At 68.4% G+C, this 12,765-nt stretch carries 8 protein-coding genes; 3 read left to right on the forward strand and 5 right to left on the reverse strand.

What is annotated here, in order from left to right; all coding sequences use genetic code 11:
- The first annotated feature begins 67 nt into the window (after positions 1-67).
- A complete protein-coding gene (locus L0966_RS03165) occupies positions 68-4,765 on the forward strand; it encodes a hypothetical protein (RefSeq protein WP_234050385.1) in 4,698 nt (1,565 codons plus the stop codon).
- A gap of 135 nt (positions 4,766-4,900) precedes the next feature.
- Complete coding sequence (locus L0966_RS03170; protein WP_234050386.1) at positions 4,901-5,674, forward strand: hypothetical protein; 774 nt, start codon at positions 4,901-4,903, stop codon at positions 5,672-5,674.
- 910 nt (positions 5,675-6,584) lie between these two features.
- Here the strand turns inward: L0966_RS03170 and L0966_RS03175 are convergent.
- From L0966_RS03175 to L0966_RS03190, 4 genes are read right to left on the reverse strand one after another with little or no spacing between them, the layout of a single operon-like run.
- Positions 6,585-7,226, reverse strand: a complete 642-nt coding sequence (locus L0966_RS03175) for an ABC-type transport auxiliary lipoprotein family protein (RefSeq protein ID WP_234050387.1) — start codon at positions 7,224-7,226, stop codon at positions 6,585-6,587.
- 8 nt (positions 7,227-7,234) lie between these two features.
- Positions 7,235-8,158, reverse strand: a complete 924-nt coding sequence (locus L0966_RS03180; RefSeq protein WP_234050388.1) for an MlaD family protein — start codon at positions 8,156-8,158, stop codon at positions 7,235-7,237.
- A gap of 57 nt (positions 8,159-8,215) precedes the next feature.
- The gene (locus L0966_RS03185) at positions 8,216-9,025 is read right to left on the reverse strand and encodes an ABC transporter ATP-binding protein (RefSeq protein ID WP_234050389.1); all 810 of its coding nucleotides are present in this window, start codon (positions 9,023-9,025) and stop codon (positions 8,216-8,218) included.
- Positions 9,026-9,032: 7 nt separating this feature from the next.
- On the reverse strand, positions 9,033-10,160 hold the full coding sequence (locus L0966_RS03190) for an MlaE family lipid ABC transporter permease subunit (RefSeq protein WP_370640606.1): 1,128 nt from the start codon (positions 10,158-10,160) through the stop codon (positions 9,033-9,035).
- Positions 10,161-10,474: 314 nt separating this feature from the next.
- Here L0966_RS03190 and dgcA point away from each other — a divergent pair, with 314 nt between their 5' ends.
- On the forward strand, positions 10,475-11,452 hold the full coding sequence (gene dgcA / locus L0966_RS03195; protein ID WP_234050390.1) for an N-acetyl-D-Glu racemase DgcA: 978 nt from the start codon (positions 10,475-10,477) through the stop codon (positions 11,450-11,452).
- Here the strand turns inward: dgcA and L0966_RS03200 are convergent.
- Positions 11,422-12,678, reverse strand: a complete 1,257-nt coding sequence (locus tag L0966_RS03200) for an MFS transporter (RefSeq protein ID WP_234050391.1) — start codon at positions 12,676-12,678, stop codon at positions 11,422-11,424. The two genes, dgcA and L0966_RS03200, sit on opposite strands and share 31 nt — an antisense overlap.
- Between the last annotated feature and the right edge of the window lie 87 nt (positions 12,679-12,765).

Below are 12,765 nucleotides of genomic sequence, written 5' to 3' on the forward strand. Positions count from 1 at the left end.
GGGCGAAGGTTTCGGCGAGCCGGCAGCACCTGCCGGGTGTTGCTCCGATGGCAAAGGCGACGGCGACATGAAGACTCCGATGAAAGTCCAGGATCCGACCGAGGTCGCCCTCTCGGCGATTCAGGAGGCCCTGACGCTGGAGCTGGACAACGCCCAGCAGGCGCAGGAGGCAAAGGAAGCCCAGGCCGCGGCGCCCGAACCCACGCTGCCCGTCGAGCCCGAGCTGGACGAGGCGACCGGCGCGGAGCCCTCCCCCATCGCGGAGCGCCCCGTCCCGCCGCCCGATCGACCCCTTCCCACTCCGGGCGCCCGCCCCATCGGCCGCCGCGCCCCGCGCGGCACGGATGGCGCGACCGAGAGCCGTCGCGAAGGTGCCCGCCGCGCCGGCGAGCGGCGTGCCGCCAATGATGACCGCCAGGGCGTCGGCCAGATGGTGAACCAGCTGCGCCGGCCGCCCTCGAGCGCGCCGTACTGGTGGGCCGCGGCCATCTCGCTGGCCTGGGTGGCCGTGGGCGTCGCCCTCGCTTACACCTATCATCGCGGCCTGATGGCGAATTCCGAGGGGCTCCAGTCCCTGGCCAGCTCCCCGGCCCTGCTGGGCGTGTTCGCCTCCATCCTCGTTCCGCCCTTCGCCTTCTTCGGCATGGCGGTGCTGATCCGTCGCTCCCAGGAGCTCCAGGGCATCGCCCGGTCCATGACCGAGGTGGCGATGCGACTTGCCGAGCCCGAAGCCCTCGCCACCGACACGGTGGTGAATGTGGGCCAGGCCGTGCGCCGCGAAGTCGCCGCCATGGGTGACGGCCTGGACCGCGCGGTCGCCCGCGCCGGCGAGCTGGAAGCCATGGTGCGCACCGAGGTTTCGCTGCTGGAGCGCGCCTATGAGGACAATGAAGTCCGCATCCGCACCCTGATCGACGAGCTGCAGGCCGAACGCCACAACATCCAGCTGGAAACCGAGCGCCTGCGCGAGGGCATCGCCGGGGCCGAGACCGTGCTCTCCAACGAGGTGCGCGACTCCTCCGCGCGCATCCACGAGACCATGCTCATCGCCAGCGAGCGCGTCACCGAGATCCTGGGCGAGAAGGGTGAGCACATCACCTCCGCCCTCGCCCGCGTGGGCGACTCCATGATCGACGGCCTCACCGCCAAGGGCACCGAGCTGATCGACCGCCTGCAGGTGACCGGCGCCGAGATCCGCGAGGACCTCTCCAACTCCGCCGATACCCTGGTGCAGACCCTGAAGTCGCGCACCGACGATCTGGCCACCAACCTTCTGTCCACCACCTCGGACGTGGCGGTGCTGATCGATCGCTGGGGCGAGGACGTCAACGTCAACATCGACCGGCTGAAGAAGAATATCGACGACACCCTGGCCGAGAACGGCGGCAACCTCACCGCCGAGATCGCCGCCCGCATCGCGGCCGCCAGCGACGCCATCCGCGCCGCCACCGAGTCCATCGTCGCCGACTTCGGTAGCCGCGGCACCGAGCTGGTCGCCCATCTCGAAAAGACCGGCGAGGCCATCGGCGAGACCATGGGCAACCGTGGCGCAGAGTTCACCGACCGCATCGCCGACGCCGCCGACGCCTTCCGCAGCACGGCCGAAGCCGCCATCGCGGATTTCGGCACCCGTGGCGAGACGCTGGTGCAGCAGCTCGAGAAGAGCGGCGACACCCTGCGCGAAACCATGGACAGCCGCGGTGCCGAGTTCACCGACCGCATCGGCATCGCCTCCGACACCTTCCGCGCCACGGCCGAAGCCGCCATCTCGGACTTTGGGACCCGCGGCACGACCCTGGTGCAGCAGCTCGAGAAGAGCGGCGACGCCCTGCGCGAGACCATGGAGCGCCGCGGCGCCGAACTGACCGACCGCATCGGCATCGTCTCCGACGCCTTCCGCGCCACCGCCGAGGCCGCCATCTCCGACTTCGACACGCGCGGCTCGACCCTCGTGCAGCAGCTTGAGAAGAGCGGCGAGATCATCAGCGATACGGTGGCCCGCCAGGGCGCCGACCTTGCCGACCGCATTGAGGCCAGCAGCGACCGCATCGTGGACGCCATCGCCGTGCGCGGCGAGGCCCTGCCCCAGCGTCTGGCGGAAACCAGCGAGCGCATCGCCGCCTCGCTCGACCGCGCCGCGGCCCAGGTCAGCGCCACCCTCGCCGACAAGGGCGAGGAGATCGCCACCTCCCTCACCGCCGCCACCTCGGACATCACCGACCGGCTCTCCGTGGCCGGCAACCAGGTCACCAAGGCCATCGGCGCGCGCGGCAGCAAGGTCACCGAGGCCTTCCGCGAGACCGCCGACACCCTGGTTGCCAGCATCGGCACCAAGGGCGACGCCATCAAGGACATGCTCAACACCCGCCTCAAGGCCATCGACGAGGCCTTCTCCGTGCAGGGTGCCGAGCTGGCCGAACGCCTGCACCACGATGGCACCACCTTCGCCCGCGCGGTCAATGACGGCGTGAAGGCCTTCGACAACACCGTGAAGGTGCAGGCGCCCGAGCTGATCGACCAGATCAACCTGCGGGTGAACGAGGTGAACGAGAATCTCCGCCTCGCGGTGGACAATCTCGACGAGCGCCTCGCCTCCACCACCTCCAACGTGGCCGGCACGCTGGATCAGCGCATCGCCCGCATCGAGCAGACCCTGGACCAGCGCGCCCAGAGCCTGACCGAGACCCTGGCGAGCCGCACCGTCAATCTGGCCCGCACCCTGGCCGATGGCACGGCCAGCGCCACCGCCGCCCTCGACAAGTCGGTGGAGACCCTGGACGGCTTCTTCACCAGCCGCAACAAGGCCCTGGGCGAGGTGCTCATGGAGCGTGCCGAGGTGGTGCATCGCGCCCTCGGCACCCGGGCCCAGGAAATCGCCAACCTGCTGGACGGCCGCGTGCACCGGATCGAGGAGCTTGTGCTCGGCCGGCTGGACGGTGTCGCCTCCGATCTGGAAGCCCGCAGCGGTGCCATCGCCGACAGCCTCACCGGCCGCGTGGAAGCGGTCTCCGGCACGCTGCGCGCCAATGCCACCGAGGTTGAGCGTTCGCTCACGGCCCTGTCGCTCAATGTGGGCCAGGCCCTCACCGGCCATGCCGAGAAGGTCGCCGACGCACTCGGCACCCGCCTCAACGAAATCGCCCATCTCATGGACGACAAGAACGGCGCCTTCCTGGTGGCGCTGGAGCGCACCAGCCAGCGGGCGGTCTCGGAGATCACGGCCACCAATACCTCGCTGAAGGGCGACGTTCAGGCCATCATCGAGCGCCTGGGCGATGCCAACTCGACGTTCCAGAGCGCCATGGCCAGCGCCGTGAGCAATCTTGGCGACTTCTCCGGCACATTCGCGCGCCAGGTGGAAGACTTCAGCGCCACCGTCAGCACCATCGGCGAGACCGCCGGTGCCACGGCCGAGCGCTTCGACGCCCAGATCAAGGCGCTGAAGGGCTTCTCCGGCACCACCCTGTCGGAAATCACCACCCTCACCGACCGCCTCGAGCAGCAGAGCCGCGCCCTGTCCGACGCCTCGCAGGCCCTGGGCACCACCGAGGAGCGCGTTGAGGCCACCCTCAATGCCCGCCGCGCCGCCCTGGAGGAGCTGACGGGCGCCATGAGCACCCGCGTGGCCGACATGGACGGCCGCATGCAGCACTTCCACGCCATGCTCGAGGATGCCTTCAAGGCCGCCCAGGGCCGCGCCCGGGAGATTGCCGGCGTGGTCGCCGAAGCCACCTCCGGTTCAACCAAGGTCATCGAAACCCAGTTCGAGCTCATGCGCGGCGCCGCCGACCAGGAGCGCGAGCGGGTGGCCGCCGCCCTGCGGCAGACCTACGAGGCCGCCCTGCAGGACGTGCACCGCATGTTCGGCGAGACCGGTGCCCAGTTCACCGAAGCCGCCCGCGAGCTGAAGCGCACCACCGAGGACGTGCAGCAGGCCATCGAGCTTGCCCGCGCCGAGATGAAGCGCGGCATTCTCGACCTGCCGGTGGAAACCGAGGCCAGCGCCGCCACCATGCGGCGCGCGGTGGCCGAGCAGATCAAGGCGCTGGCGGAGCTGAACGAGATCGTCGCCCGCCAGGGCCAGTCCTTCGACGTGGTGGAAGCCGGCGCCCGCGCCGCGGCGCAGGACATCGCCCGCGCCTCGGTGGCTCGCGAGCTGGCCACCCCGGCCGAACCCCGACGCCCGGCCCCCGCGCCGCGCGCAGCGGAAATCGAGAGCGCTCCCATCGCCGCCGCGACCGCGGCTCCCGAAGTGGAGGCGCAACCTGCGGTGCTCGCCGCCGACACGGCAAGTCACGAGGATCTGCTGAGCGAGCTGCTGGCCGTCGCCTCCGACGATCTCAAGCAGGAGGCGGCGCCCCGCCGCCGTGCGGAAAGCCTGGTGCCGCCGCGCCGGCCGGCGCCCCGCCCCGCCGCCCGCCAGGTGCCCGAGACGCTGGACGCGCTGACCGCCGACATCGGCCGCCTGGTGGATGGCACCGCGCTCGCCGACTGCTGGGATCGCAAGCTGAAGGGACAGAACGGCGCCTTCACCCGCCGCATCTACACCCTCCAGGGTCTCAGCACCTTCGAGGCCCTACGCCGGCGTTACCACGATGACGCCGCCTTCCACGGGGAGGTGGACCGTTACATCTCCGAATTCGACCGGCTGCTGGAGCAGGTGGCCGCCGGAGAGCAGGGCGAGACGCTGACCCGCACCTATCTCACCTCTGACACGGGCAAGGTTTATACCCTGCTCGCCCATGTGGCCGGGCGCCTCGATTGAGGCCCCCTCCGCTGCCCGGCGGCAATCCTGCCCGCCGGGTGGCACTGAGTAGAACTTGCAGCGGGCCTTCGGTGCACTTGGCCGCCGGCCCATCCAGGCGAATTCCGCACAGGCCTGCCAGGGAGCCTTCCACTCATGAAGACCTATATTTGTGCCGCTTATGCCGGCGGCCAGGGCAAGACCACCCTTGCTCAGATGGTGTATTCCGCCCTCACCAAGCGCGAGCTAACCTACAAGCTCGTGGCCGCGGACTTCACCGACGGCACCGGCCATTCCAAGATCGGCAAGTTCTTCCCCACCAAGGTGCTCGAGCTGGGCATCGGCTCCTCCCTCGCCTCCTCCAAGACCGAGAATGACGCCAATGCGCCGTTGCGCTATTGGGATCGCTTCGGCGGCCTGCTGCTCACCGGCGGCGCGGTGCTGGACCTGGGCGCCAACGTGGTGCCGCAGCTGGTGCAGTGGGCGCATCACCGCCGCGTCGCGCACATCATGCAGCAGCGCAATTCGCCGGAAATCGACCTGCTGGTGATCACCAAGCCGGAATCGCACTCCATCGACAATGTCGCGACCCTCATCGAGGACGTGGTGCTGGGCGGGGCCCTTCCCGTCTCCAACATCATCGTGGTGCGCAATGCGGTGGGCGGCACCTTCGACAGCCAGGCCTTCGCACGCATCGAGAAGGCCGGCGCGGGCCGCAATCTCCACTTCATCGAGATGCCCCGCTGCACCTCCGAGCTGTGGCCGCATCTGGAGCGCACCTACACGCCCGTTGAAGAGGCCCTCGCCTCCACCGAGAACGAGCTGGCGGAAAAGTTCGGCATTGAGATCTGGTCGGCCTATGCGGGCCTGATGGATCTGCGCACCTGGGCCGACGAGGTCTATGGCGAGCTGAACAAGGTCGGCATCTGATCCGCCTGCCCTTACCAGGGGCGCCAACGGCGCCTCGCTTTTCCAGAGGCCCCGCCGGAGCTGGCTCCAGCGGGGCCTTCTGTTTTCGGGCCGCACTGCCTGCCGTGTGACGCCCGGCGCCGAGGGCAGCCTTCTGCCGCCAGTGGCTGGATTTCCTTCTGTCCGGAGTGGGGCCGGGGCCGCTCGGCCCGTCATGGGCCTTATGTCGCCCAGCAAAAAAGCCGTCCGGCAGGTGCAGCCGCGCCCGCCCCTCGGCTTTCTGCTCCGTCTCTCGCGGGCACGCGCAGGGACTGCCGGCCCGCGCTGAGTCCGCCTGTGCGTGCTTTTTTCTCCATCAGGGGAAAGATCGCCTTGGAGGCCGCGCATCCTCGGCCTTGTGGTTTCTCGGGCCCTGCGATTTCTTGACCAGGGAAGATCGGAGCAAAGACTTCCCGCAGCCCCGTTGAAGACATAGCGTGCGGAACGCTCGTCCCCTCGTGGAGCCGGTGGGTGAGCGGCCGGGTCAACGCACTCCGGGGGCTCCAGCATAAAGCCGCCCGTTCCGCGAAACACCCTCGCATCGCGCGTCGATATCTCGGCCAAGCGTCGGAAGATGCCGTCCCTACTCCAAGGAGCTTTCGCGCTGAGGATTAGGCGGCGGTCTCCCTCCGGGAAGGGGCCTTTGCCGCTGCCACGGCACCCGACAGCAGTTTCGCACGTGATCCGGGCTTTGCTCCCAGCGCGGTGTTGAGCGTTTTCGCCACACCGCTCCCGTAGCCGGGAAACTTCCGAGCCAATTCAGGCCGCCGTCGCCTCAAAAGGCGGAAGGCCGCCAAAACGGGGCTCCTTCCACGACCATACAAGAGTGCAATACCCACACCTCAGCGCGTGGGACCGCAGCACCGCCATCGCCCGAAGGCGATCGAGCCTCTCACATCTTCCCGGAAGCCCAGCGCACGAGTGCGGTTAGCACCTGGTTGGAGGCCTCATCCAGCGCGGCGGTGGCAGCGGGACCGGAGGAGTCGGCGGCCCGCGCCTGCCCCTTGAACACCTGAGCCGCCAGAATGCGTCCGCTCTGATTGCCGATCAGCTTCGCCGACAGCTCAACCACGGCCACCGGCCCCTCCGGCGTGATGCGCAGGCCAAACACCCGGATTTCAGTGGTGAGCTGATACTCTGCCACCACGCCCTCGCCGGGGCGCGCCACGCGCTTCAGCTTGCTGCCATTCTCGAAGGCTTGGATGATGCGCGCCTGCAGCAGGGAGGGCAGATTGTCGCCCCATTGGGCGTCGCCGAGATAGGCGATCTGCCCCGGGCTGGGCTCCACGAAAATCTTGTCGGTGTTGAGCGCCGCGAGCGCATAGGGCGCCGCCACCACCAGCTGGCTGTTGCCGCTGCCGCCGGCGGAGAAGCCCTGCGGCGCGGAAAGGTTGAAGGTGGGCGTCGGCGTCGAGCCACAGGCGGACACCAGCAGCGCGAGCGCCAGCGCCCCCGCTTGTGCGGTCCAGGCCCTTCCGCGCCCCCCAAAAAGGCGGCTCAGAAAAGCGAAACTGTTCCCGCGCGCGTCGGTCATGGCCCTGCTCATCGCCTATAGGTCGGCACCGAAGTGCCCCCGCCCGTTATGAATTGCTGCGGATTGCGCTCGATGCTCCGCAGAACGCGCTCGATCTCGGAAAGCGTCCTGCGCCCGTCCACGGCGAGCGCCTCGTACTGGCGCAGGCCGGGACCGGTGAAGCGGCTGATCTCGCTGGTCAGGAGAGCCGTGCGCTGGTCCAGATTATCGGCCAGCTGCCGCACCGAAGAGGCGGCATCCGTGGCCTGGGCCAGCAGGCCGTTCTTGTCCTCGGTCGCGCTCTTCAGGTTCGCCACCACGGCGTCCGCCTTCGTGGCGACGTCGTTCAGCTGCGTCACCAGGGCCTTGGACTGGTCGATCAGCACCCCGACATCATTGGAACGGTCGGCCACGGCCTTGGAAAACACATCCACATTCTTGATGATGGAGGCGATCTCATCGGGATTGATGGCCTGGAGCACCACTTCGATCTTGCGGGCCACGCCCTGCGCGGAGTTCACGAGGCCGGAAATGCCCGAGCCCCCGTCCGCCGGGATGCGCGGATAGCCGTCGGGTCCGATGGGCAGAGGCGGCGCATCGGGCTTGCCGCCACGGATGCCCACGGCCACGATGCCCGTGATGCCCTGGGATTCCAGCCCGGCCCGCGCATCGGACAGCACCGGCACAGTCTTGTCGACGCTCACGCGCACCAGCACCTGCCCCGGCTGGTCGGGCACCAAGTGCAGGCTTTGCACCTGACCCACCGGGATGCCGTTGAACAGCACCGCATTGCCCTGCCGCAGGCCCGCGACGGAATTGTCGAAGACGATCTCGTAAACCTTGCGGGCACTGGAATCCTGTGGCCCGGCGAACCAGTACACGAAGCCGAACGCCGCCACGATGACGGCGAGCGTGAAGGCTCCGATGATGGTGTAATTGGCCCGTGTTTCCATGCCTTGCTCTCGGTTGCCCTGCCCCCGACCTTGCTCGCCCGCCGCCTGGCGCCGAGATCAGCCACGTCCCCGCTGCACCGCCCGCGCCCGCGAGCCGTGAAAATAGGCCCGCAGCCACGGATGCGTCGCCTGCATCATGGTTTCGATTGTGCCCTGCGCGATCACTTTCCCCTCTGCCAGGGCCGCTATGCGATCGCAGACCGAGTGCAGACTATCCAGATCGTGCGTTACCATGAAAACGGTAAGTCCCAAAGTTTGCTGCAGTGTGCGGATAAGCTCGTCGAAATCGCCCGCGCCAATGGGATCAAGGCCCGATGTGGGCTCGTCCAGAAACAGGATTTCCGGATCGAGCGCCAGCGAGCGCGCCAGCGCCGCGCGCTTGATCATGCCGCCGGAAAGCTCCGAGGGCAGCTTTTCCGCCACATCCGGCTTCAGGCCCACCATCTCGATCTTCGCGAAGGCGATATCGTCCATCAGGCGCTGGGAGAGCTTCAGGTTTTCCCGCAGCGGAAACTGGATGTTCTGCTTGACCGTGAGCGACGAGAACAGCGCGCCCTGCTGAAACAGCACGCCCCAGCGCCGCTCCACGGCGGAGCGCTGGCTCTCGTTGAGGTCGTCCAGGTTCTCTCCGAACACCTCCACCATGCCGGAGCGCTTGGGCACCAGGCCGAGGATGGTGCGGGTGAGCACCGACTTGCCGCCACCGGAGGTGCCGACGAAGCCGAGGATCTCGCCGCGGTACACGTCGAGATCCAGATGGTTGAGAATGATGCGATCGCCGAAACCCACGACGATGTCGCGGACCTTGATGATGGCCTCCTTGCCATTGGCGAGCGGGGCTGCGGCGGGAGTGGGCTGCGTATCCATCCCCGCCTCACATATTGATCGCGGCGAAGAACATGGCGAACACGCCGTCCATCACGATCACCAGGAAGATCGCCTTCACCACGGATGCGGTGGTGTGCGCGCCGAGGGATTCCGCGCTGCCACCCACGCGCATGCCTTCCAGGCACGCGACGATGCCGATGGTGGCGGCCATGAACGGCGCCTTAATCATGCCGACATTGAACTGGTCGAGGTCGATGGCACTCTTCAGCCGCTGCATGAAGATTTCCGGCGTGATGCCGCCATAGCCCCACGACACCAGCCCGGCCCCGAAGATGGCCGCCATGGAGCCGATGAAGGTGAGCAGCGGCAGGGCGATGACCAGCGCCATGATGCGCGGCACCACCAGCACCTCGATGGGGTCGAAGCCCATCACGCGCAGGGCGTCCATCTCCTCGCGCATGCGCATGGAACCGAGCTCGGCGGTGTAGGCGCTGCCGGAGCGGCCGGCGATCATGATGGCGACGATGAGCACGCCCAGTTCGCGCAGCACCAGCACGCCCACCATGTCGACCACATAGATTTCCGCGCCGAAGCGCCGGAAATTGAAGATGCCCTGTTGCGCCAGGATGCAGCCGATGAGGAAGGTGATGAGCATGATGATCGGCACGGCCCGGAAGCCGACCCGATCGAGCTGGTTCACCATGGCGGTGAAGCGGAAGGTACGGGGCTTTGCCAGCACCCGCAGCATGGCGGCGATGGTGGCGCCGATGAAATTGAGGAGCGCCAAGGCGTCGGCGCCGGTGTTCACCACCTCGTGGCCGACTCGCTCCAGAACGGCTTCCTGCCGGCGGGGGGCCGGGCGCTGGTCGCGGCCGGCGCGGGCCATCTCCTCCAGCAGGATCTTATAGCGCGGCGCGAGACCCTGGATGCTGGTTGCGATGCCCTTCTCGTCCCAGGCCCGGCGCAGCCGCTCGAACAGCAGCGCGCCGAACGTGTCCATGCGCTCGACGCCAGCGAGGTCGAAATCAACCCCCTTGGGTGAGGGGTAGGTGGCAACCGCGTCGCCCACGGCGGTTTCCAGCTCGTTCGCATGCTCGGACGTCCACGCACCCCGTCCCGCCACGGTCAGGCGATCGTCCTGGGTATGCACGGAAATCAACGAGGTATGGGGCAACGCGACCTCTCCAGGACCCGGTTGTCTCTTCAGGGGCGGGTGGAATGCATCACCCCCGTGGACGCATTCTCCTGCTCTTGAACCCGCCTTCTTGCAGCGGACGCCCGCAACAGGCCACCGGGAGGCCCCGGCTTCCACGTCATTTTGCCAGCGGCACGCACGGCCGAATCGCACTACGATTCCGCTTATGCGCCTCAGCTGCCGGCCTTCCTTACCACATCGCCCTTCGATGCCGCTGCCCTTCGCGCCATTCCCCAAGCCGATTTTCGGCCGTGTCGGCATTTCAGGCACACCTTGCAGCAACCGGACCCGCCATGCCCCGCCTGACCGTGAGCGTTGAACGTTTCCCCATCCATGGCACCTTCACCATCGCCCGCGGCTCCAAGACCGAGGCGGTCGTGGTGGTGGCTGAGATCGATACGGATGGTGCCCGCGGGCGCGGCGAGTGCGTGCCCTATGCGCGGTATTCTGAAACCGTTGACGGTGTCCGCGCGCTGGTGGAAAGCCTTGCGCCGGAGATCGCCGCCGGACTGGATCGCGCGGGGCTTCAGGCGCGCTTGCCCGCCGGCGCGGCGCGCAATGCGCTCGACTGCGCCTTTTGGGACCTGGAGGCAAAGCTGAAGGGCATCCCCGCCGCTACTCTCGCGGGCGTGCCGGCCCCGCGCCCGCTCGAGACCGCATTCACCTTGAGCCTCGCCGCCCCAGCCGAGATGGCCCAAGCTGCAGCCCATGCCAACCGCCCACTTCTGAAGCTGAAGCTGGGTGCGCCGGGTGATCCCGAGCGGCTCGCGGCGGTGCGCGCCGCCGCGCCGCGGGCCCGCCTCATCGTCGATGCCAATGAGGGTTGGGATGAAAATGCCCTGCCGGGGCTGCTCCAGGCGTGCGCGGATGTGGGCGTCGAGCTGGTGGAGCAGCCCCTGCCCGCTGCCGCCGACGAGGCCCTGGCGCGGCTGCCCCACACCGTCCCCATCTGCGCCGACGAGAGCGTTCATGATCGGGCGGGCCTGGCGGCGCTGCGCGGGCGCTATGATGCCGTCAACATCAAGCTCGACAAGACCGGCGGCCTCACCGAGGCGCTGGCTTTGGCGGACGAGGCCGAGCGCCTGGGCTTCAAGCTGATGGTGGGCTGCATGCTGGCCAGCTCCCTCGCCATGGCCCCGGCCCTGCTGGTGGCCCAGCGCGCGCAGGTGGTGGACCTGGACGGGCCGCTTCTGCTGGCGCGCGACCGCGTGCCGGGCCTTCATTATGATGGCGCCACCGTTTATCCGCCCACGCCGGAGCTGTGGGGCTGAGGCCATCCCACCCGGCGGCGGAGAGCCAGGGCAAGCACGGCTCCCAGCAGGCCGAGCCCTGCGGAAACCGCGAACGCCTTCGCGCCCATCGCCACCCAAAGGGGGCCGGAGGCGACCGTCGCCGCCGACATGAAGATGTTCACCGTCCACGCCGCCAGCGACTGGCCCGAACCCGAGCGGTGCGCGCTGACGCCGCGCGCCACCATCTCCACCATGCCGAGATAGGTGGCGCCAAATGTAAAGCCATGCAGCAGCTGCAGCGGGAACAACAGCGCCAGGGGCGGATCGAACGCCATGACGCCGAACCGCAGCAAGGCCGCGAACCCGCCCAGGACGATGAGCTGGAACGGCCCAAACCGGCCCATGAGCCGCGTGCCGAAGCGGAACAAGACGATTTCCGCCGCCACCCCCGTGGCCCACAGCAGGCCGATGGTGGTGAGCGACCAGCCCTCCGCCCGCCAATGCACGGAGGCGAATGCATAGAGCAGCGCGTGGCTCGCCTGAACCAGGGCCACGGCCACGACGCCCAGCGCCAGCACCAGCGGCACCCGCTCGCGCCCCTGTTCGTGGTGCGCGGGGCGCGGCGGCGGCGGCAATTCCGGCAGGGTCAGGGACACCAGCAGATAGCAGAGGTGCCCGAGCACGATCCACAACACCACCGACCCCGCCCCGGTGGCCGTGATGACGACGCCCCCGAGCACGTTCGCGACCAGGAACGCCCCCGAGCCCCACTGCCGCGAGCGGCCGTAATCCGCCCGTCCCGCGCGGGCCTGGCGCGAGGCGTACGAATCCAAGAGCGCGAAGCTCGGATTCCAGCTGATGGCAATGAGCCCCGCCGCAATGAAGATGGTCAACGGATCCACGCACAGCGCCAGCAGGCCAGTGGTCAGCGTGGTCATGAGGGCGAGCGTGGTCAGCACCGCTCGTGGCCGCCCCACCCGATCAGACAGGAAACCCAGGACCGGCGTGGCGAACAGGCGCGTCACCAGTGGCACGGCAATGGCGATGCCGATTTCCTGCGGGTCCAGACCGCGGTGCTGAAGCCATAGCGGCAGATAGGGCATCTGGATGCCCAGCGGCAGATAGAAGGTGGCGAAGGCTGCCGCGAGGGCGACCTTCAGATCAATGCGCGGCTTATGGGCCTCCCCCGCGCCCGCCTCGCGAGGAGGGACGCTGTCCGGTTCGATCTTTGGCGCGCGGGAGGACATGGGGGTGCGGCTATTCACGATGTGCCCGGCATCGCGCTGGGCTGATGGAGCAAGGCGCCCCCGCGCGCAACGGCGATCGGCCGATGAAGCAAAACGCGCGAAGCG

Origin of the sequence: Xanthobacter sp. NM-59 (genome assembly GCF_021401125.1) — a bacterium.
GTDB lineage: Bacteria > Pseudomonadota > Alphaproteobacteria > Rhizobiales > Xanthobacteraceae > Xanthobacter.